Source organism: Rhizobium sp. LARHSG275, assembly GCF_052871115.1.
Window position 1 is genome coordinate 49,184 of record NZ_JBIXJN010000018.1, and the last position, 20,773, is coordinate 69,956.

At 61.1% G+C, this 20,773-nt stretch carries 25 protein-coding genes; 12 read left to right on the forward strand and 13 right to left on the reverse strand.

The annotated features are described in order from the left end of the window. Positions 1–16: 16 nt before the first annotated feature. From preA to ACIPSK_RS23320, 4 genes are all read right to left on the reverse strand, one after another. The gene (preA, locus tag ACIPSK_RS23305; RefSeq protein WP_162117978.1) at positions 17–1,330 is read right to left on the reverse strand and encodes an NAD-dependent dihydropyrimidine dehydrogenase subunit PreA; all 1,314 of its coding nucleotides are present in this window, start codon (positions 1,328–1,330) and stop codon (positions 17–19) included. 15 nt (positions 1,331–1,345) lie between these two features. After that, positions 1,346–2,707, reverse strand: a complete 1,362-nt coding sequence (locus ACIPSK_RS23310; protein WP_162117979.1) for an NAD(P)-dependent oxidoreductase — start codon at positions 2,705–2,707, stop codon at positions 1,346–1,348. Positions 2,708–3,115: 408 nt separating this feature from the next. Then, the gene (locus tag ACIPSK_RS23315) at positions 3,116–4,111 is read right to left on the reverse strand and encodes a sensor histidine kinase (protein ID WP_210254203.1); all 996 of its coding nucleotides are present in this window, start codon (positions 4,109–4,111) and stop codon (positions 3,116–3,118) included. Positions 4,112–4,303: 192 nt separating this feature from the next. Continuing rightward, a complete protein-coding gene (locus ACIPSK_RS23320; RefSeq protein WP_017965791.1) occupies positions 4,304–5,098 on the reverse strand; it encodes a response regulator in 795 nt (264 codons plus the stop codon). 366 nt (positions 5,099–5,464) lie between these two features. On the opposite strand from ACIPSK_RS23320, the gene ACIPSK_RS23325 reads away from it, so the two are divergent. After that, on the forward strand, positions 5,465–5,671 hold the full coding sequence (locus ACIPSK_RS23325; protein WP_017965790.1) for a NepR family anti-sigma factor: 207 nt from the start codon (positions 5,465–5,467) through the stop codon (positions 5,669–5,671). An 11-nt stretch (positions 5,672–5,682) separates the two neighbouring features. Beyond that, positions 5,683–6,240, forward strand: a complete 558-nt coding sequence (locus ACIPSK_RS23330) for an RNA polymerase sigma factor (protein ID WP_003542247.1) — start codon at positions 5,683–5,685, stop codon at positions 6,238–6,240. A gap of 254 nt (positions 6,241–6,494) precedes the next feature. Here ACIPSK_RS23330 and ACIPSK_RS23335 read toward each other — a convergent pair whose 3' ends face one another. From ACIPSK_RS23335 to hemP, 7 genes are all read right to left on the reverse strand, one after another. Further along, positions 6,495–6,896: a hypothetical protein gene (locus ACIPSK_RS23335; protein ID WP_017965789.1), complete on the reverse strand. Its 402-nt coding sequence runs from the start codon at positions 6,894–6,896 to the stop codon at positions 6,495–6,497. A 9-nt stretch (positions 6,897–6,905) separates the two neighbouring features. Next, entirely contained in the window at positions 6,906–7,250 is a 345-nt protein-coding gene (locus ACIPSK_RS23340) for a DUF883 family protein (RefSeq protein ID WP_017965788.1), read from the reverse strand. Between the two features lie 147 nt (positions 7,251–7,397). Further along, a complete protein-coding gene (locus ACIPSK_RS23345; RefSeq protein ID WP_017965787.1) occupies positions 7,398–8,192 on the reverse strand; it encodes a heme ABC transporter ATP-binding protein in 795 nt (264 codons plus the stop codon). A 37-nt stretch (positions 8,193–8,229) separates the two neighbouring features. Further along, on the reverse strand, positions 8,230–9,342 hold the full coding sequence (locus ACIPSK_RS23350) for a FecCD family ABC transporter permease (RefSeq protein ID WP_162117980.1): 1,113 nt from the start codon (positions 9,340–9,342) through the stop codon (positions 8,230–8,232). A 2-nt stretch (positions 9,343–9,344) separates the two neighbouring features. After that, positions 9,345–10,271 (reverse strand): heme/hemin ABC transporter substrate-binding protein, encoded by a 927-nt coding sequence (locus ACIPSK_RS23355; RefSeq protein WP_162117981.1) that lies wholly within the window; start codon positions 10,269–10,271, stop codon positions 9,345–9,347. A gap of 11 nt (positions 10,272–10,282) precedes the next feature. Continuing rightward, positions 10,283–11,332, reverse strand: coding sequence for a hemin-degrading factor (locus tag ACIPSK_RS23360; RefSeq protein WP_162117982.1), 1,050 nt, complete (start codon positions 11,330–11,332; stop codon positions 10,283–10,285). A gap of 8 nt (positions 11,333–11,340) precedes the next feature. Then, positions 11,341–11,523 (reverse strand): hemin uptake protein HemP, encoded by a 183-nt coding sequence (gene hemP, locus ACIPSK_RS23365; RefSeq protein WP_162118042.1) that lies wholly within the window; start codon positions 11,521–11,523, stop codon positions 11,341–11,343. 176 nt (positions 11,524–11,699) lie between these two features. On the opposite strand from hemP, the gene ACIPSK_RS23370 reads away from it, so the two are divergent. From ACIPSK_RS23370 to ACIPSK_RS23390, 5 genes are all read left to right on the forward strand, one after another. After that, positions 11,700–12,122 (forward strand): hypothetical protein, encoded by a 423-nt coding sequence (locus ACIPSK_RS23370; protein ID WP_162117983.1) that lies wholly within the window; start codon positions 11,700–11,702, stop codon positions 12,120–12,122. Between the two features lie 156 nt (positions 12,123–12,278). Beyond that, complete coding sequence (locus ACIPSK_RS23375; protein WP_162117984.1) at positions 12,279–13,598, forward strand: energy transducer TonB family protein; 1,320 nt, start codon at positions 12,279–12,281, stop codon at positions 13,596–13,598. A gap of 109 nt (positions 13,599–13,707) precedes the next feature. Next, positions 13,708–14,115: a DUF2325 domain-containing protein gene (locus tag ACIPSK_RS23380; RefSeq protein WP_162117985.1), complete on the forward strand. Its 408-nt coding sequence runs from the start codon at positions 13,708–13,710 to the stop codon at positions 14,113–14,115. Then, complete coding sequence (locus tag ACIPSK_RS23385) at positions 14,112–14,384, forward strand: hypothetical protein (RefSeq protein WP_162117986.1); 273 nt, start codon at positions 14,112–14,114, stop codon at positions 14,382–14,384. Before ACIPSK_RS23380 ends, ACIPSK_RS23385 begins: the two co-directional genes overlap by 4 nt. Positions 14,385–14,496: 112 nt before the next feature. After that, on the forward strand, positions 14,497–14,811 hold the full coding sequence (locus ACIPSK_RS23390) for an antibiotic biosynthesis monooxygenase family protein (protein ID WP_162117987.1): 315 nt from the start codon (positions 14,497–14,499) through the stop codon (positions 14,809–14,811). 389 nt (positions 14,812–15,200) lie between these two features. On the opposite strand, the gene ACIPSK_RS23395 is transcribed toward ACIPSK_RS23390, so the two are convergent. Further along, positions 15,201–15,572 (reverse strand): DUF423 domain-containing protein, encoded by a 372-nt coding sequence (locus tag ACIPSK_RS23395; protein WP_017965779.1) that lies wholly within the window; start codon positions 15,570–15,572, stop codon positions 15,201–15,203. Between the two features lie 3 nt (positions 15,573–15,575). Beyond that, positions 15,576–15,965, reverse strand: coding sequence for a group II truncated hemoglobin (locus tag ACIPSK_RS23400; RefSeq protein ID WP_162118043.1), 390 nt, complete (start codon positions 15,963–15,965; stop codon positions 15,576–15,578). Positions 15,966–16,132: 167 nt separating this feature from the next. On the opposite strand from ACIPSK_RS23400, the gene ACIPSK_RS23405 reads away from it, so the two are divergent. The 5 genes from ACIPSK_RS23405 (at position 16,133) to ACIPSK_RS23425 (ending at position 20,723) form a co-directional block, all read left to right on the forward strand. Beyond that, positions 16,133–16,696, forward strand: a complete 564-nt coding sequence (locus ACIPSK_RS23405; protein ID WP_017965777.1) for a TetR/AcrR family transcriptional regulator — start codon at positions 16,133–16,135, stop codon at positions 16,694–16,696. Positions 16,697–16,714: 18 nt separating this feature from the next. Continuing rightward, positions 16,715–17,056 (forward strand): DMT family transporter, encoded by a 342-nt coding sequence (locus tag ACIPSK_RS23410; RefSeq protein WP_017965776.1) that lies wholly within the window; start codon positions 16,715–16,717, stop codon positions 17,054–17,056. Positions 17,057–17,247: 191 nt separating this feature from the next. Then, entirely contained in the window at positions 17,248–18,033 is a 786-nt protein-coding gene (locus ACIPSK_RS23415) for a ThuA domain-containing protein (protein WP_017965775.1), read from the forward strand. Between the two features lie 9 nt (positions 18,034–18,042). Beyond that, a complete protein-coding gene (locus tag ACIPSK_RS23420; protein ID WP_017965774.1) occupies positions 18,043–19,086 on the forward strand; it encodes a Gfo/Idh/MocA family protein in 1,044 nt (347 codons plus the stop codon). A 104-nt stretch (positions 19,087–19,190) separates the two neighbouring features. Then, positions 19,191–20,723: a winged helix-turn-helix domain-containing tetratricopeptide repeat protein gene (locus ACIPSK_RS23425; RefSeq protein WP_162117988.1), complete on the forward strand. Its 1,533-nt coding sequence runs from the start codon at positions 19,191–19,193 to the stop codon at positions 20,721–20,723. Positions 20,724–20,773 lie beyond the last annotated feature (50 nt).

The following is a 20,773-nucleotide window of genomic DNA, read 5'->3' on the forward strand; positions in this document are numbered from 1 at the left end:
GCGGCGTAGCAGATTCTTACTCCGCCACCTGGCGCGCCATCGGGTTGTTCGGGTGCGTGGTCCAGTTGGCGTAGTTGGGGTCGACGACCCGGCCGGTACGTTTGTCGAGGGCGCCGGTGGGAAGCTGCTCCATGGTGATGCAGTTCTCAACCGGACAGACGCTGACGCAGAGATTGCAGCCGACGCATTCCTCATCCATCACCTCGAAATGGCGAGCGCCATCGACGAAGTTGGTGATCGCCTGGTGCGAGGTGTCCTCGCAGGCGATGTAGCAGCGGCCGCATTTGATGCAGGCGTCCTGATCGATCTTGGCCTTGGCGATGTAGTTGAGGTTCAGATACTGCCAGTCGGTGACGTTGGGCACGGCGCGGCCGGTAATGTCGTCGAGGCTGCGGTGGCCTTTTTCGTCCATCCAGTCGGAGAGGCCGGTGATCATCTCCTGGACGATCTTGAAGCCGTAAGTCATCGCCGCGGTGCAGACCTGGACGTTGCCGGCGCCGAGCACGAGGAATTCGGCAGCGTCCCGCCAGGTGGTGATGCCGCCGATGCCCGAGATCGGCAGGCCATAGGTTTCGGGATCGCGGGCGATCTCGGCCACCATGTTGAGGGCGATCGGCTTTACCGCCGGGCCGCAATAACCACCATGGCTGCCCTTGCCGCCGACCGTCGGGTTAGGGGCGAAGTTGTCGAGATCGACGGAGACGATCGAATTGATCGTGTTGATCAGCGAGACGGCATCGGTGCCGCCGGCCTTGGCGGCGCGGGCGGGGCGGCGGACATCGGTGATGTTGGGCGTGAGCTTGGTGATGACGGGCATGCGGGTGTACTGCTTGCACCAGCGCACGACCATCTCGATATATTCCGGCACCTGACCGACCGCGGAACCCATGCCGCGCTCCGACATGCCGTGCGGACAGCCGAAATTGAGCTCGATGCCGTCGGCGCCGGTTTCTTCGACCAAGGGCAGGATCGCCTTCCAGGCCTCTTCCTCGCAAGGTACCATGATCGAGGCGATCAGTGCCCGGTCCGGCCAGTTCATCTTCACCTGCTTCATTTCGCGCAGGTTGGTGTAGAGGTCGCGGTCGGTGATGAGCTCGATATTGTTCAAACCGAGCAGGCGGCGGTCGGCGCCCCAGATCGCGCCGTAGCGCGGGCCGTTGACGTTGACGACGGGCGGGCCTTCCTCGCCCAGCGTCTTCCAGACCACGCCGCCCCAGCCGGCCTTGAAGGCGCGCTCGACATTGTAGGCCTTGTCGGTCGGCGGCGCAGACGCCAGCCAGAATGGGTTCGGGGACTTGATGCCGACAAAATTATTACGGAGATCAGCCATTGTTCATTCTCCCCTTTAGGCAACCGCGACAGCCGGAGCGGCTGCTGCGGTGAGGGCACGATGGATGGATTCAGCCGCATCGCGACCGTGGGCGACGGCGGAAACCGTGAGATCGTCGCCGCCGAAGACGCAGTCGCCGCCGGCCCAGACGCCGTCAAGCGAGGTATGGCCTTCGCCATCGACGGCGATGCGGCCGGATTCCATGCGCAGCGAACCGAGACCAGAGGCGTCAAAGCTCTGGCCGATCGCCTTGAAGATCTGGTCGGCGGCAATCACACCGGTCTCGCCGGTGCCGACGAGACGGCCATCGAGGATTTTGGTATATTCCACTTCGATCGCGGCGACCTTGCCGTCCTGCGACAGGATCGATTTCGGCGCCAGCCAGTGGCGGATGATGACGCCCTTGGAGCTTGCCAGATCCTGCTCGTATTCGGAGGCATTCATGTGCTCCTTGCCGCGACGGTAACAGATCGTCACCTCCTCGGCGCCGAGCAGCTTTGCCTGCACGGCAGCGTCGATCGCCGTCATGCCGCCGCCAAGGACGACGACGCGGCGGCCGATGGCGATTTCGCCCTTGTCTTCGGCTTGGCGGAGTGCGGCGATGAAATCGACGGCGTCGTCGACGCCTGCAAGGTTTTCGCCCTCGATGCGTAGCGCGTTAACGCCGGCAAGGCCGATACCGAGGAAGACGCCGTCATATTGCGCCTGCAGATCGGAAAGTGAAAAATCGCGGCCGAGACACTGGCCATGCCGAACCTCGATACCGCCGATCGAAAGGACGTAATCGACTTCCTTCTGGGCGAAGTCGTCGACGGTCTTGTAAGTGGCGATACCGTATTCGTTGAGACCGCCGGATTTTTCCCTGGCATCATAGATGACGACGGAATGGCCATTCACGGCCAGGCGATGGGCGGCGGCAAGGCCGGCCGGGCCGGCGCCGACAACGGCGATCGTCTTTCCGGTCGGCTCGGCCCTGGCATAGAATTGTTTGTCGGCCTGCATGGCGGCATCGGTGGCATAACGCTGCAGGCGGCCGATCTCGACCGGCCGCTCTTCAGCCGTGTTGCGCACACAGGCCTGTTCACAGAGTTCTTCGGTGGGACAGACGCGGGCGCACATGCCGCCGAGGATGTTCTGGTCGAAGATCGTCTTTGCCGAGCCGATCGGATTGCCGGTCGAAATCTGGCGGATGAACAGCGGAATGTCGATCGAGGTGGGACAGGCCGTCATGCATGGCGCGTCATAACAGAAATAACAGCGGTCAGCGGCGACCAGCGCCTCATGATTATCGAGGCGCGGATGAAGATCGGAAAAATTAGCCTCATACTCGGCGGGCGAAAGCCGGCCGGGATGAATCCCGGTTTCCAGTCGTTCCATTGAAGTTCCCTCATTATTGGTAAACGGCCTGTGAGGGAAAGCGTAACTCAGGTTTAAAAATTTATCAAACGGTAAAATTTTGACGATTTTCCCTTGCTGACTCGCAAGTAATCCTCTGTTTTTGCTGAGAAAATTTATTCGACCTAAATCGGTGAAACGGCTGAGCGAGTGATGAGGGAAGGGCATCCGAAAAAAGATTCAAAAAAGTCGAATTTTTTTCGGATGGCAGGGAACCAAAGTTTGAGGTCGTCGTTATTGCGATATCCGGATGGTGATCGCATCGACCCAACATGCGCGCCCCCAACCCACTATCCGGACGTACTCACGGTCCCCTCCCGGTGAGTGAAGACAGCTGGTGCGCCGCCCTCGCACCAGCTGTTTTTCGTTCTCGGCTGTCTCCAGGGCTTGTCACACCCGCTTGAAGATCTCGAATTCGGTTTCCGGAATGGTCAGACGGTACTCGATGCGGCCGGGAACGAGGTTCAACTCCGCTTTGCCATTGACCGATGAAGGCACGACACGCTCCAGCACGGTGCGGCCGAAGCTGTTGTCGCTGAATTCGTGGACTTCCGACTGATCATGCAGAACTTCCGCCCAGGCAACTTCGATCGCCCTCCTGTCGTTGATCATGGCTTCGCGGCAATTCAGCGTGATGGAGGCGGCGCCGCCTGATATTGCGCCGAAGGAGGCGGAATTGACGATGAGTTCGTGGAGGGCGAGCCCGAGGTGCACGGCGGCATTCGGTGTCAGATGAGCGTTGATGCCATAGATCGGCATGGTGCCGGCCGTCTCCGGCCAATAGGGGGCGAATTGCTTTTCGGCGAGTTCGAAGAGGTAGGCGCCGCGCCAGCTCGAATCAGTGATCAGGTCCTGCGAATTGGAAAGCGATTGCAGCCGTCCGCGGAACTTGAGGAGGAAGCTGTCGAGAGAGAGCGTGTTGCGCGCCGTCTGCGTGGCAATGCCCTGGATGATGGCCAGAAGGTTCTTCGAGCGGTGTGAGAGCTCGCGCAGCAGCGATTTCAGAACTTTTTCGCGATGCCGGCTTTCGGTGACTTCAGTCATGACGGACAGAAGTCCATGTGCGCTGCGTTCGCCGGTGCGCTGGATCTTCAGTTCATAAGTGCGCCTTTCGCCGTCGACATCGATTTCGACTTCGGCATTGTTGGGAATGCCGGTTTCCAGGACCTTGTGTTTCAGCGCTGTCAGATATCGCCCATGGGCCTCGCCGAAAAGGGCGGCGTCGCTGCCGCCGGGCATAAAGAGCGCCGCGAAATGCGGCGGCAGATTTTCGACGTAGAAGATCGACAGTCGAGCATCCTGGCAGAGGATCGAAACCCCGGCGCTGCCGAGCGCGCGCTCCATCATTGCGGCTTTGCCTTCGAAGGTAAAAGGCATGCCGGACAATGGTTCAGTCGTATTCACTCGGCCGCCTTTCCTTGTGACATCTTGACCGTCGCTGAAGGGAGCGCCCTTCCATACAGCGCCTGCCAACTCTAGAACAAAGCGCTGCAAAAACCGTTAAAGCCATCGGAGCGTCCCGGTAGCACCGGAACGCCTGTTTTGGCGATTTGGTTCCGAAAGCCGGAAAATTACGTCTCAGGCGGCCACTCTGGTCGATTCATTGAAGAAAAGAGCCTGGCTGATCAGTGCCTTGACCATGTCCGGATTGAAGGGCTTGGTGACAAGGAAAGTCGGTTCCGGGCGCTCGCCGGTCAGAAGGCGTTCCGGGAAAGCGGTGATGAAGATCACCGGCACGCTCGACGTCTTGAGGATGTCGTTGACTGCGTCGATACCGGAGCTGCCGTCGGCAAGCTGAATGTCGGCCAGCACCATGCTCGGCTTGGTCTTATTGTAGAGCGCCACGGCCTCGGCATGCGTACGGGCAATGCCGGTGACGCGATGGCCGAGGCTCTCGACCATCTGCTCGATATCCATGGCGATCAGCGGTTCGTCCTCGATGATCATGATATCGGTTGCGACCTGACGGGAAATCTCCTGCGACGCTACGTCGAGCAGCTGCACGACATCCTGCTCCTCGGTTTCCAGGATTTCGGCAATTTCAGCGACGCGGAAATTCTCCACGGAGGCGAGCAGGAAGGCCTGACGGGCGCGCGGCGAAACCTTGGAAAGGTTCAGCGTGGCGCGTTGCTCCCAGGCATAGGGCGAGGTCGGCTCCGGAATCTGGACTGCGGTGGAACCAAACAGTTGCGTGAACAGTTTGTAAAGTGCGACCCGGTCATTCGCCGTATCCGGGAAAATCGACAGATCGGCGATGATGGCTTCGAGAACGGCGGCGACGTAAGCGTCGCCCGAAGTCTGAGTGCCGGTAAGGGCGCGGGAATAGCGGCGCAGATAAGGAAGGTGCGGCGCAATTCGAGTAGAAAGTGTCATTAATGGCTCCTGAATGCAGACCGGCATCGGCTTCAATGAGCGGTTAACGCTGCCTTCATAAAAAAGTTCCGGAATGGCAGGAACTTTTTTCGTCGCGCCGCATTATTCCAGCCGACGAAGAAAGGGCGTAGCGTTTTGACCCATGCAGCGGCAAATACCAGCGATATCGATCGAACGTTCGATGTCGATGGTTGAAATCGTGATTGATCCCATCCACGCCCCCTAGAACAGGATGATTTTCGGCCGGGTCGGCCTAAAATCCGAATCCTGTTCTAAATTAGAAAGTTAGGGCATGATGTCATCCGAAAACCGCTCACACTTTTCGGCATCATACTCTGGACAGACAACCGGCGAGAAGACGAATTGATGACTACACGCAAGAAAGAAGCAGCCGATCAGCGAAAGCTGGAGCTGCGGGCGAGCGACATCCTGGACCCGAACAATCAGATCGGCGTCAGGCTGCGGTCGCTTTATGCGGCCGCACAGGGTGAGGCGATCCCCGATCGTTTTCTCGACCTTCTCGAAAAGCTCGACCATGCTGAAATGATGGCTTCTGCCAAGATGGCCGAATAGGATCTCGCCGCATGGAAGACAAATCGCAACCCAGCTTCAAGCGGGAACTGCTGGCGGCACTCCCAAGTCTTCGCGCCTTCGCGATCTCGCTCATCGGGCGGCACGACCGTGCCGACGATCTCGTCCAGGACACCATCATGAAAGCCTGGGCCAAACAGGATCATTTCGAGATGGGCACCAATATGAAGGCCTGGCTCTTTACGATCCTGCGCAATGAACTCTACAGCCAGATGCGCAAGAGCGGCCGCGAAGTGCAGGACAGCGACGGGCTGTTCACTGAATCGATGGCGATGCACCCCTCGCAATATGGCGCGCTCGATCTGCAGGACTTCAAGAAGGCGCTCGACCAGCTGCCGCCGGATCAACGCGAGGCGATCATCCTCGTCGGCGCCTCGGGTTTTTCTTACGAGGAGGCGGCCGAAATCTGCGGCTGTGCCGTGGGTACCATCAAGAGCCGCGTCAACCGAGCCCGGCAGCGGCTGCAAGAGTTGCTGCAGATATCAGGCGAGGCCGATTTCGGCCCCGACGCCACCTCGGCGCCGCTGACGTCGAAGGCCTTCGCATTCTGAAAGAGTTACATTTGGGAAGAAAGCCGGTCGCCCGTCGGGGAGCGGGCTTTTTTGGGTTGTCGACTATATCATTGATATGATTGTGGATCCGCCCCTCATCCGGCTGCCGCCACCTTCTCCCCATAAACGGGGCGAAGGGGATATGCCGCAACCTCTCCGTCCCTCTCTCGCGTCTCGTATGGCACGTCCCCTCTCCCCGTTTTTACCGGGAGAGGGCTAGGGTGAGGGGCCGCCGCCTGTTGCCGTCTCCTCAATCAATCCTCGCGCTTCGATCCCACCAGATTGGCTGCGACGATTGCTGCCAAAACACCGGCGGTCAGGAGCGGCTGAGCACGGATAAGGCCGAGCCCGACCGTTGCCAGCGATTCCAGCGCCGCGCGGCGTTCCCGGGTGCGGCGGGCTTCCCGGGCGTTGATGATCGACATTACCACCAGCGCGATGATGGCGATCAGCAGCGCGCAGGCGGCCAGGAAAAGAGCAGCGCCGATCGGACCGTATATGCCGGCGAGCCAGATGGCGCCGGCAGTGACGGCCAGCGCGTAGGCAGTAAGGAGGAAGAGCACGGCAAACGCAATGAAGATGCCATTGCGCTTGGCGCGCGCAACGGTTCGGTGCACGCTTGCGCCCGTCAGCAGGCCGAGGATCGAGAAGAGCATCGCGCTTCCTCAGCGCCGGGCGAGGAAGGCGATGGCAAGGCCGAAAGCGGCTGCGGCGCCGATGGTTGCTAAGGGATGCTTGCGCACCGTCTCCCGCATTTCCGTCGCTCCACGCTCATAGCCGTGCTGCAATTCGCGCAGCAGATCCTCGCTGCGGCCGAGCAGTTCCTCATAGCCGGCGCCGGCCTGACTACGGATTTTCTCACCCTGGTGGCGCGAACTCTTGCCGACGAGGCGCGTCAGTTCTGCGAGTTCGTCGCGCAACGCTTCGATCTGTTCCTCGATGCCGGATTCCAGATTGTGGAAGGTGCCGTTGCGGCGGCTGCGGCCGGACTGGAAGATAGAATAGCTCATGGCTGTCTCCATTGGCTGGGGCGCGCACAAGCCCGCCTGTTTCGCACGAGGGTCACCACCGTCCGTTGCATGAATGATATCGCTCGGCATTGACCCAGATCATGCCGGAAACGTGCCGGGCGATCAAAAGTTCCGCTCGCGCGGTGCTCAGGAGCGCGAAACGGCGCTGTGGGCGAGCACGAAGGGCGTGCCGTCTGACGGTACCTGGTTGATCCGCAGCGCGCAGCCGAACACCGAGAGCATCGTTTCGTTCGTCAGCACTTCGCCGATGCTGCCAGCGGCGGCGAGCCGGCCGGATTTCATCAGCACAATGCGGTCGGCAAAGAGCGCCGTCAGGTTGAGATCGTGCATGACGGCGATGACACCGCCGCCACGTTCGCAGAAATTGCGGGCAAGCGTCATGATGGTCAGCTGGTGGCTAATGTCAAGGCTCGAGACCGGTTCGTCGAGCAGCAGCCAGCAGGGCTTGCCGTCGACGACGGGTTCGGCGATCTGGCAGAGCACGCGGGCAAGCTGCACACGCTGCTGCTCGCCGCCGGAGAGCTCCTGATAGAAACGGCCTTCGAAGCGGCTCAAGTCGACGGAGGCAAGTGCTGCGGCGGCCGTCTGCTCGGCCTTGTCGGGATGCAGGTCGAGGCCCGAAGTCAGGCCCATGCGGACGATCTCGCGCACGGTGAACGGAAAGGAGATCGTGCTTGCCTGCGGCAGGACACCGCGAACGGCAGCAAGCTGCCAGGGCTTCAGAGCCCTCACCTCGTCGCCGCCGATGCGCACCGAGCCGCCATAGGCAAGTTCGCCGGAGATGGCTTTCATCGTCGTCGTCTTGCCGGAGCCGTTCGGCCCGGCAATCGCCGTCAGCTCGCCGGCTCTTGCCGTGAAAGTGACGTCGCTGATGATGGTCTTGCTGGAAAGGCGCACGGAGACGCCGGAAATTTCGATCATCTCAATATCACTCACGGGGGTCACTCACGGGGGTCACTCACAGGGCAAGGCGCGAACGCTGCCTCAGCAGGATCCACAGGAAGAACGGCCCGCCGACCGCCGCGGTGATGATACCGATCGGCAGCTCGGCCGGGGCGACCAGGGTGCGCGCCAGGACGTCCGCGAAGATCAGCAGGGAGCCGCCGAGAAGAGCTGCGGCCGGCAGCAGGAAACGATGGTCGGGGCCGATCGCCATGCGCAGGATATGCGGCACGACGATCCCGACGAAGCCGATGCCGCCGCTGACGGCGACGGACGCGCCGGTCGCCGCGGCGACGCCGACGATCGCGACATTCTTCAGCCGCTGCACCGGCACGCCCATATGAAAGGCGGCCGCCTCGCCGAGCGTGATGGCATTGAGGCCGCGGGCCATGAAGGGCAGGGTGGTGAAGGACAACAGGATGATCGGGCTGGCGGCGGCGATCTTCGTCCACGTGGCGCCGGCAAGCGAACCCATGCTCCAGAAGGTCAGGTCGCGCAGCTGCTGGTCGTTGGCCATGTAGATCAGCAGCCCGGTGATGGCGAGGGCGAGTGCGCCGAGCGCGATGCCCGCAAGCAGCATCGTCGCCACCGAGGTCTGGCCACGATGGGTGGTGATCCTGTAGAGCAGTAGCGTCGTGACGAGGCCGCCGCCAAAGGCGGCCGCTGGCAGAGCGTAGATGCCGAGAAGCACCTGGAGCGGAGCAGCGATGCCGCTGCCGAGTACGATCATCGCGACTGCGCCGAGGCTTGCACCGGAGGAAACGCCGACGAGGCCGGGATCGGCCAGCGGATTGCGGAACAGGCCCTGCATCACCGTACCGGAGACGGCAAGCGAGGCGCCGATCAAGAAGCCGAGGATCGCCCTTGGCAGGCGGATATCGAAGATGATGATCCGGTCACGCGTACTAAGCGCCATCTCGGAGCCGGCCATGTTGCTGATGGCGTCGAGGATCGAGGCATCCGAGGCGCCTGTCGCCACCGAAAACAGCATCGAGAAGACCGAGCCGGCGACGAGCAGCGCGATCACCAGCAAGGCCAGCCGCGTCCTGTCGCCCGCCTGCCTGATTTCGCGGATGTCCGGCATAGGGAATGGTCGCCTTCGTCCCGTCATTGCTAGCGGCAGGGCCATGATCAACCCCCGTAGATCGCCGTGTTGAGCTCACGCGCGGCGGCTGCAGTGCGCGGGCCGAAGCCGAGCAGGTAGACGCCATCCATTCGGATGATCGCTTTCTTCTCGCCTGCCGGCGTCAGCGCGATCGCCGGCTGAGCCAGGTCTTCGCTCTTGGTGCCGGCGCCATCGCCGCGGTTCATCATCAGGATGATGTCGGGCTTGGCTTCGATAAGCGCCTCGTCCGTCAGCGGCTTGTAACCCGGGAATGCGCCAACGGCGTTGATGGCGCCGGCGAGCTTGACGATGCCATCGGCGGCCGTGCCGGTGCCTGATGCCATGATCCGGCCGTTCTGGGCGCTGAGGATGAAGAGAACGCGCTTGCGCTCGGCCTTCGGGCGCTTTTCGGCGTCGGCGATCATCGCGTCGAGATCGGCTGCGACCTTTTCTTCTAGCGCCTTGGCCTTGTCGGGCACGCCAAGCAGCGTGCCGACACGGTCGATCTTGGCGATGATGCCGTCGCGGGTAAAGGCGCTCGGCACGGTCTCGAAGGGCACGCTGGCATTCTTCAGCACGGTCAGCGCCTCCTGCGGGCCTGAACCTTCGACGGCGATGATCGCCGTCGGGTTCATGGCGAGGATGCCTTCCGGCGAGAGCGCGCGCATGTAGCCGACGTTGGGCAGCTTCAGCGCCGCCTCCGGATACATGCTCGTCGTGTCACGGGCGATCAGCCGGCTTTCCTCTCCGAGCGCATAGACGATCTCGGTAATGTCGCCGCCGACCGAAACCAGGCGCGACGTGTCGAGCTTCTTTTCGTCAGCATGGGCGGCGCGGATGAAGGCCAAGCCTTCGACCGTCGGCGCCATCGGGATCAGCGGCAGCGCCATGACGGCCGCCGTCAGGGCCAGTTCCCAAGCACGGATCCGGCGCAGATTGTTACGCATCGTCATCGTTGCGATCCTTATGCTGCCACGCTTGCTGCCCGCGGCAGGTTTTCCATGATCTCGCGCCATGCGGCGCGTTCGTCGGAACCTTCCCGCCGCTTGCCGAAGAACTGGATGATCATCTCGCCTTCGGCGTTGTAGGCCTCCAGCGAGGTGACGTGGCCGTCCGTGGTCGGCTTGCGCACGGCCCAGGTCTCGGCGATATGATCCTGGCGCAGATGCAGGTGGAAGCTCGGGTCCATGATATTGATCCACGGACCCATGGCCTGCACGTTGAAGATCGGGCCGGAATGGATCTGGACGATGCCGTCATTGGCGACGAAGCACATGATCGGCAGGCCAGATTTCACAGAGGCATGCATCATCTCTGCCGTGGCGCTGATGTCGAGCTTCCAGGCATAGTCGTCGCCGACAGTGCGCACGGCCGCCTGGCGGCCGATCTTCAGGCGCTTCAGCATGCCGAAGAACTGATGCGTATCGGTGAGCTTGCTCCAGTTGTCGCGCAGTTCGTCACGGCTGATGTCGGCGGTCTCATCTGCGGCGTTCGAGGTTTCAGCCTCGACGAATTCCTGCGACTGGTCTTGCAACGTCAACTCGGCGACGATCGCGTGATAGGCCTCGACATTCGAGTTCGCGCGCAGGTGCACCTTGTGCACGGCGTTGCCGGCCTTGTCGAAATATTGCAGGCTGAGGCGCTCCTGATCGCCATCCTTCTTGGATACGGCGAAACCATGCTCCCAGCGGCTCGGGAAGATGCGCAGGTCGATGTTCTCGCCGAGAACGATCGCGGCCTGCGCGCCGCTCTTGATGTTTTCGAAGACGCCGATCTTCTCGTGCACGGCACTTTCGTTGCGCGACAGCGCCATCACTTCACCGAGCCCGGCGACGCGCTCGAGAAGCTTCAGCGCGCTGCCATCGATGCGGGTCACGCTGATGCCGGTTTCGGCGGCGACGAGGGCTGCCTCGGAAATCTTCAGCTGGGCGGCGATATCGCGCTCGCGCATCTTCGCATTGTCAGCGCGAAACGCGCGGATTTCGGCTGGCGCCGGTCTTGTCTGTTCGGTCATGTCCTACCCTACTTGTTGAGAATGAGCTTGCCCTGACGGGTGATCTTCAGGCGGTAGACCAAGCCGTCGTGTCTTATCATGATCTCGTTGGTACCGCGGAAAAGGTCCGCGCTTTCGACGATCCGGTACTGCGCTGCAGGTTCGCTCTGCAGCGGCACATGCTTAAAGTTATCTGGCTTTTCAACCATCATTTCGGTTGGCAATTCCGTGAGGCCGGTGATCGGGATCCCCGGTTGTGATGACAATTATCTTGACTTTCTTACTCATGGTTTTTTAAAGATGCAATAGGAGACTAATACAGTCAAGTTTTTGAGATTGCTGATATGAAGCCGCCTGGCGGCGGTTCGCGACAATGGCGGAGAAGATGATGACGGTTAGGTTTGTGGCTGTTGCGGCCGGCATGATGATGGCGGTTTCAAGCGTATGCCAGGCGCAGGATGCGGCAACCGCCAAGCTCGATATCGAACTCAACGCTCTGGCGCCGTCGCAAAAGGGCTGCATGATGACCTTCATCGCCGAGAACAATCTTCAGGCGCCGATCAACAAGATCTCCTTCGAGCTCGCCTTCTTCAACGACAAGAATGCCGTCGACCGCATCACCGTGCTCGACTTCCGCGATCTGCCGCAGGGCAAGAAGCGCGTGCGCCAGTTCGATATGCCGAATGTGAAGTGCGAGACGGTCACGCGTATCATCATCAACGACACGCCGGTCTGCGATGGCCCGGCGGCGGGTGAATGCATGAAGGGTCTCGTCACCCGTTCGCAGATTTCCGTTCCTTTCGAGGGCTAGAGCGGTTCAGCTTTTCACGGAAGCGCTGAACCGCTCCATTCGTTTTTTTACGCAATTCCGGACGGAAAGCCGCTTCACACCTTTCCTGGAATCGCTTTGAGGATACGCCGGGGATGAACCCCGGCCGACATGTTTCAGGCTGTCCGAGGCATACAAATGGCAATTTCAGCGAAGACCAGATCGAGACAGGTGCTCATCGGGGAGCCGGACGCTGACGGCGGTCTGAACGACAATAACATGCATCCCGGCCATGAGCTTTCCGACCTGCGCAACGTGCAGCGGCAGCCGGCCGGCGAGGCCGTGGTCTACTATGCGCGTTTCGCGCAGATACCCTCCTTTCCCGATCATCCGGAAGCCGAGCCGATAGCCTCCGTTCCTGCGCCGCCGATGGATGTGGCGGTGGAAAAGCAGGAGGGCGAGAAGAAGCCGGTACGGCGACGGGTGGCGCTTGCCTGCGTTGGTTCGCTGATTTTCCACGCGACGCTGGCCGCTGTATTGATCATTGCCTTCCCCAAGGCGCAGGAGGAGGCGATCGAGGAAGCAGGCGATGCGGTGAGCGTCGTCATGTATGGCAATTCGGACATTGATCAGGCTGCCGCCGGCGAGACCGAAGTGACAGTGCAGGAAGAAATTATTCCAGAAGCTGTTCAGCCTGACACGATCCAGCCTACGGAAATGGCCGAACCTCAACCCGAAACCTTGCAGCCGTCCGAGGTGTCGCCTGTAGAGACGCAGGATCCGGTTCGGCCGGCTCCGGCTCAGGAGGTGACGCGCGTATCGCCGGAATCCGTGACCGCAGTGGAGCCAGAGATTCTGGTTTCCGAGGTGCCGGCTGAAACGGCAGTCGCGCAGCCGATGTCGACCGTCACCCCGGAAGAGCAGAAGCCAGCCGATGAGGTTCCTCCGGAAGTTCAACCATCCGAAGTGCAGCCTGTCACGGCAGAGATGCCTCGGAAGGTAAAGCCGGTTGAAACAGTGGAGGTTCAGCCAGAACCCGAGGTGCCGCAAGAGATCGTGACGCCAATGCCGAAACCAAAGGTGGTGACGCAGGAAAAGCCAAAACCGGTCGAGAAGAAGCGCCCGCCGAAAAAGGTCGCCGGTTCGCAGGGGGAGGCGCAGCAGGACGCGAAGCAGGGTATGGCCGAGGGTGATCCGTCGGCTCAATCGGATCGCAATTCGCGTGCCGTTGGCAACAATGATGGGGTCGGAACCGCGGCCAATGCCAATTACGACGGCAAGGTCCGCAGCCGTATTCGCCGTGCGATCAGAACACCTCGTGGTGTCGAGGGCACTGTGGTCGTCACTTTTTCGGTGAATGGCAGCGGCGGCCTGACGTCGGTTCGCGTGGTAAGTGGATCTGGTGTTCCCGAAATCGATCAGCTCGCCATCGATGCTGTCCGCCGCGCAGCACCGTTTGGGCCTACACCCGGTGGAGGTGGAAGGAGCTTTACCTCCTTGCCAATTACGGTCCAATAAATATGATAAAAATCATCAACTTTATACTTTACTCTAAAAATCAAGTTTAATAAGGTCCGCTCGCACACGCAGGAAATCGTGTGACGATCAACGAGCGAACGGGTGGCATATGGCTCGCAAGGGCAAGAAGGGTTCGAACCGGGAGGTTCGCGACGGCGCGGGCGAAGACGCCGGTCAGGCGTCCTCCGGGCGATCCAAACTGGATGGCCGCAGTTTCCTCTATGTCGGCGGCCGCGACTGCCAGGTGGCGCATCTTCGCCAGATCTGCAGCAATTTCGGTGCCGAGCTCATTCATCACGACGGCGGGCTGCGTGAAGCGGTTTCCCGCATCGATACCGTCCTTCCCTCGGTCGACTGCGTGTTCTGCCCGATCGACTGTATCAGCCACGATGCCTGCCTGCGCGTGAAGACCGGCTGCAAGAAGTTCGGCAAGGCCTTCATCCCACTTCGAAACGGCAGCAAGTCCAGCCTGGAGCGTGCGTTGCATACGATGAACGAACGAGACAATTCCCGATGAACGACCAGCGCCCCGACGGCTTCACCATGATCGGCCTGCACAAACTTGCCGCGCAGACAGGCGAGGGCCTCGTGCCCGAACTCTACGAACTTTTCCAGCAGCATGCCGAACGCCAGCAGATCTACCAGAACGTGACGCTGTTCCCGACCTGGGAAGCGCGCATGCCCGGAGAGGCGGCAACAAGACCGCTTGGCCCGGCGGCGGCAAGCGGTGATAATGTTCTCGCCTTTCCCTCGCGTGTGGCAAGAGCGGGCCAAAGGAAGGTCTAAAGCGCGTCGCAATCCTTCAGATTTGCTTATCGCGCTTTAGGTCTTTGTTTTTACGCATGTCGTTGTCGTAAAACCGCTATACACTTTTGCGCGACATGCTTTAGGAGATTTCATGTATATCGCAATGAACCGCTTCAAGGTTGCAACCGGGAGCGAAGGCGATTTCGAGACGGTCTGGCGCAATCGTGATTCCAGCCTGCCCGAGGTGCCCGGTTTCGTCGAATTCCGCCTGCTGCGCGGTAAGGTCAACGAAGAGGAAGGCTATACGCTCTATTCTTCGCACACGGTCTGGAAAAGCGAAGCGGATTTTCAGAACTGGACGAAGTCCGAGAGTTTTCGCGCAGCGCACCGCAGTGCCGGCGATCACAAGGCGATCTACAAGGGACCGCCTGTTTTCGAAGGCTTCAACGTGGTCGACGGGATATAATTGCGGTTGATTAAGAGCGACTTGGCTCTTCGCTAAAATCTTGATTTTTTGCTCTCTCTCAACTCCGGCGGAGAAAGGAGCCTGAGGCGCTGCCACAGGTCTCTTCTCCCCAGCGGGGAGAAGTGCCGGAGCGATAGCGAGGCGATGAGAGGGTGAGCGGCTAAGCCGCGAATGCACTGAGAGTAAGCGAAGGGCAATAATGGATGGCGTGCCGTGCGGCCCCCTTGCATCCGACCCTTCGGGCCACCTTCTCCCCGAGGGGAGAAGAGGGAGCAAGCCGCGGGCTCCAGCCATTCCTCGGGATGGTATCTACGATGGTATATCTACTCTGTGAACCTTCATTAAGCCCCTGAGCAATATCGGCAGAGCGCTATGCCGAACCGACAATCCTAGGCCCGGACGCGAAAAACCGCTCCGGCGGCAACGGCCAGCCAGCCGAACATCATAGCGAAACCGCCGGTCGGGGCGGCCATCGGGAATAGGCCGGAACCGGCAAAACGCAGCGAAACGAGATCGCCTGAAAAGAGCAGCGTGCCGATGCCAATCAGCAAACCGGCCAGCCAGGCGGTATTGATTCTGTCGGCGGCGAGCGCCAATGCCAGCAAGGCAGGCGCATGCGCCAGGCACATTGCCGAGGCCGAGGCGAGCAGGTGGGCATCGCCACCGCCATGCGCAGCCGCTGCCGCAAGCGCCACGCCGGCAAAGCCGAACAGGCCCGACAACAAGTAAAACAGCGGCACGAAACGGTCATTGAGGCGCATCGGCTATTCCTTGTTCTGCATGTGATAGGCGAGACGTTCCACCGGCGCCCAGATAAGATCGCGCAACGCCTGGCTCGATATCGTCTCGTCCAGGGCGCGGCGAAAGCAGAGCAGCCATTCGTCACGCTCGATAGGGCCGATCTCGGCGACGAAATGGCGGCTGCGCAGACGCGGATGGCCGCGCTTATCGGTATAGAGCGGCGGGCCGCCGAGATAACCGCTCATATATTCGTAGAATTTCACTTCACTGCCCGTAAGGCTCGGCGGATGCACGGCGCGCACGTTGCTCGCCTCCGGCAGCGTGTCCATCAGCTCGTAGAAGCGGTGCGTCAGCGCCCGCACGACCGGATCGCCGCCGATCGCCTGATATAAGGTGGTGACCTTCTCCGTCACGAAACCATCCCCACTGTCTGGACCAACCCCGGCCTCTTCATGCACCGGGCGGAAAATGATCGCAACTGTCATCAAGGTGCCGCGGCATTTCGCGCATAATGCCGAAGCAGCAGGGTAGTCGCCGATTCTGCTTGACAAAACCGTCCGGACGGTATCTTTTAATTTGCATGTCGAACGCTCATCATCGCAAGAAGCAGCCCGCCCTCGTGCGCCAGCAGTTGCTGGATGTCGCCGCGCGCCTTGCTGCCAGCGAAGGCATGGCCGCCGTCACGCTCGATGCGGTTTCCGCTGCGTCCAGCGTCAGCAAGGGCGGGCTGCTGCATCACTTTCCGACGAAGAATGCGCTGCTCGATGCCCTGTTTGAAAGCCTGCTCGAAAAGTTCGACGCCGATATAGAGGAATTGATGCGCGGCGATCCGCTGCCGCAGGGCCGCTTCACCCGCGCCTATCTCAGGGCGGTATCCGGTCTCAAGGATCGTCCCGACGATTCCCGGAGTTGGACGCAGGTGACGATCGCGCTTCTTGCCGAACCCCGGCTGCGTCTTCGGTGGCGCCAATGGGTGCAGGCGCGGGCGGAGGAATATATCGGCACCGACTCCTCCCTCGACGCACAAGTCGTGCGTTTCGCCGCCGACGGACTTTGGTTCGCAGATACGTTGGAAAGCCATGATATCAGCGGCGTTCTGAGGCGGGATCTCATCGATCGCCTTGTCGAACTGACCGGCAAGTAATTCGAAAAGGAATTCGCCATGAGCCAGGCCGCCGTCTACGGGCTGCTGTTTGCAGCCATCGTGCTCGAAGTCATCGGCACGACCGCGCTGCAACTGTCGCAGCAGTTCACCCGCATCGGGCCGACGGCACTCGTCCTCGCCTGTTATGCGGCTGCCTTCTATTGCCTATCGTTGACCCTGAAGAGCATCCCCGTCGGTATCGCCTATGCGATTTGGAGCGCTTTGGGAATCGTGCTGATTTCCTCGGTCGGTCTGGTGTTCTTCAAGCAGCGCCTCGACCTTCCGGCAATCGTCGGGCTTGGGCTGATCATATCGGGCGTTATCGTCGTCAATCTGTTCTCGAAATCCGTTTCGCATTGATATTGCTATGATATTGGTAGGCGGATTCTCCGCCTCTAGCTGATAAATTTTCCCCTTTGTCAAAATACTGACAAAGGTCTATGTGTTCCTTGGACGTGGAGGAGACGAGGCGCAGTCGGCGCCGTTTTCCAAAGCGCTTTGAATCCTGACTTCCCGCCTATCGATACTTCCAGGTTCTACAGGAGCACATCATGGCCATTCGCACCGTCGTCTGGGGAGAGAATATCCACGAGAATACCAATGCCGTCGTCCGGAGTATTTATCCTGAGGGCATGCACACGACGATCGCCAACGCACTGAACACCGATCCGAGTATCTCGGCGACGACAGCGACGCTGCAGGAGCCGGAGCACGGCCTCAGCGAAGCCCGCCTTGCCGATACCGACGTCTTGACCTGGTGGGGCCACAAGGATCACGGCGCGGTCGCCGACGTCGTCGTCGAGCGGGTTGCCAAGCGCGTCTGGGAAGGCATGGGCCTGCTCGTGCTGCATTCCGGCCATTTCTCCAAGATCTTCAAGCGGCTGATGGGCACGCCCTGCGCGCTGAAATGGCGCGAGGCTGGCGAGCGCGAGCGTCTGTGGACGATCAACCAGCGTCATCCGATCGCCGCCGGCATCGGCGAGCATTTCGAACTCGAGAACGAGGAAATGTACGGCGAGCAGTTCTCGGTGCCGGAACCGCTTGAAACGGTGTTCATCTCCTGGTTCCAGGGCGGGGAAGTGTTCCGCTCGGGCCTGACCTGGCGTCGTGGCGCCGGCAACGTCTTCTATTTCCGCCCAGGCCACGAGACCTATCCGACCTATCACGACGTCAATGTGCAGAAGGTGCTGATCAACGGCGTGAAGTGGGCCTATAGCCCTGAGGGGGCGTTGACTGGTATCACCGACGCTCCAAATGTGCCGGTAGAAAAAGCACTGGAGCCGATCGTCGAACGCGGCCCGAGACTGCACCAGGCCGGCGAAGCCGGTTACCGCTGAGGAGCATCCATGCGACTACTCGTTCTTGGCACGGGGGTGATGGCGAAAAACCAGCTCGCCCGCTTCCCCCTCATCGACGGCGTGACGGTGGTCGGCGCCGTCGACACCGATTCCGAACGGCTTTCGGCCTTCGCCGACAAATTCAACATCGAAAAGCGGTTTCTTTCGCTGGAGGAGGCGATCGCCTGGGGTGAATTCGATGCGGCGACAAATGTCACGCCCGACCGCATCCATCACCCGACGACGATGGCGCTGATTGCTGCGGGCAAACACGTTTTCTGCGAAAAGCCGCTGGCGGAGAACTATGCAAAGGCGCTGGAGATGACGGAGGCCGCCGAAAAGGCCGGCGTCATCAACATGGTCAACCTCACCTATCGCAACGTCGCGCCGCTGCAGCGCGCCCGTGAGATGGTGCTTGCTGGCGAGCTCGGCACGATCAGACATGTGGAAGCCTCCTATCTCCAGAGCTGGCTGGTGTCGCGCGCCTGGGGCGACTGGCGCACGGAATCGACCTGGCTGTGGCGGCTTTCCACCGGCCATGGTTCGAACGGCGTGCTCGGCGACGTCGGCATCCATATTCTCGATTTCGCCGCCTATGGCGCGGCGACCGACATCGATCACGTCTTTGCGCGGCTGAAGACCTTCAACAAGGCGCCGGGCGGCCAGATCGGCGAATATCTGCTCGATGCCAATGACAGCTTCACCATGTCTGTCGATTTCGCCAACGGCGCGCTCGGCGTCATCCATGCCAGCCGCTGGGCGACAGGGCATCTGAACGAGTTGAAGTTGCGCATTTATGGCGAGAGGGGCAGCCTTGAGGTCATCCATCGTCCCAGCGGTTCCGAGCTGCATGGTTGCCTCGGCGAGGATGTCGAAACCGCGACCTGGACGAAGATCGAGGTTGAACCGGTGGCGACCAACTACGAGCGTTTTGCCGAGGCCGTGGCAAGCGGCATCCAGCCGGACCCGAACTTCCGCCACGCCGCCAACCTGCAGAAGGTGCTCGACCTTGCGATGGTGACCGAGCGCGAGCGACGCGAGTTGAAGGTTTGACCCTGTCCGCTGGATAAGCTGCCGTTCATCCGACGGTGGCTTATCCAGCGCATCGGCGCACCATCGGCTTTCAGTCCGCAATATTTTCGCGCTATGCTCTGGCAATGAGCAGCTCAAGGCTTTCGTTTGGTCCGTTCCTTTACGATCCCGTGACAGGAAGCCTGTGGCGGGACGGAAAGTCCGTTGCGGCGGGACCACGGCCCGTAGCGCTGCTCGGCTTGCTGCTGGAGGCTGAGGGCCGCGTCGTCACCAAGGCGGATCTGATGGAGCGGGCCTGGCCGGGACTTGCCGTAGAAGAAGGCAACCTGACGGTCCAGATTGCCACGCTCAGGAAGCTTCTCGGCGCAAACCCGGACGGCACGGAGTGGATCGTCACCGTTCCCAGGGTTGGTTATCGCCTGCCGCGCCAGGACAATGCCGGGATGGCGCCCGTGGCGCCGCAGGCGCCGTCGGTTGCCGTTCTTCCCTTCGTCAATCTCGGCGGTGACGCCGACCAGGATTATTTCGCCGACGGCGTGGTGGCGGAGATCATCACCGCACTTTCGCGCTTCCGTTCCTTTTCGGTCGTCTCGCAGAACTCCGCCTTCGTCTACAAGGGACGCAGCGTCGATGTGCGAGAGGTGGCCAGGGAATTCGGCGTGCGCTACGTGCTCGAAGGCAGTATCCGACGAGAGGGCGCGCAGGTGCGCATCAACGTGCAACTGGTCGACGGCCTTTCGGCGGCCAATCTCTGGGCCGATCATTTCGAAGACGGCATCAGCCACATCTTCGCCTTCCAGGATCGTATCACCGAGCGCGTCGCCACGATCGTCGAGCCGGCGATCGAGATCGCCGAAATCCGGAGATCGCGGCGAGACCGGCCGAACAGCCCGGCGGTCTACGATCTTTATCTGCGTGCGCTTGCTGCCATCACCGACGAGTCGATCGAAAGCAATGCCGTTGCCTATGCGCTGCTGCGCGAGGCCCTGGCCATCGAGCCGGAAAATGCGTTGATCCTGTCGCTTGCCGCTTGGGCGCTCGAACATCGCACGACCATGGGCTGGCCGCCGCTCGGAGAAGACGACAAGGCGGAATGCCTCAGGCTTGCACGCCGCGGCCTCCAGCATTCGGCCGGCGATCCCCGGGTGATGGTCCATTGCGGTATGGCGCTGCTGCAGACGGGCAAGGATTACGAAGGCGGCATGGCCGTGCTGGAGGCTGCCGCTGCCGCCAATCCCAATGATCTTCGCGTCGCGGCATGCTCCGGCATCGCGGCCCTGCACTGCGGCGGTATCGATGACGCGCTCGAGCGTCTGCACCGCGCCTTGAGGCTGGGGCCGCGAGATCCGGACGCGCGTTTTTCGCTGACGGGCATCGCGATGGCCGAGATCTTCCGCGGCAATTACGAGGCGGCGGTCTCTTTCGGCGCTCGCTCGCTGGCGCTCAATGCCCATTTCGACCCGACCTACTGGATGCTGATCGCAGCACATGCGCATCTCGGCAACATGGCCGAGGCGCGGCAGTACCTGCATGCGCTTGAGGCGATCGCACCCGGCGCGACCCTTGAGAAAATTCAAGCCGGTCAACCGGCCAGGGACCCGCGGCGCTTTGTTCCGGTTCTGGAAGGACTGGCGCGGGCCGGAATGCGACCGCGCTGAAAGCTCTTGGAAGTTTTAGTAGCCCTTAATCGGTCTCTTAAGGACCCAAA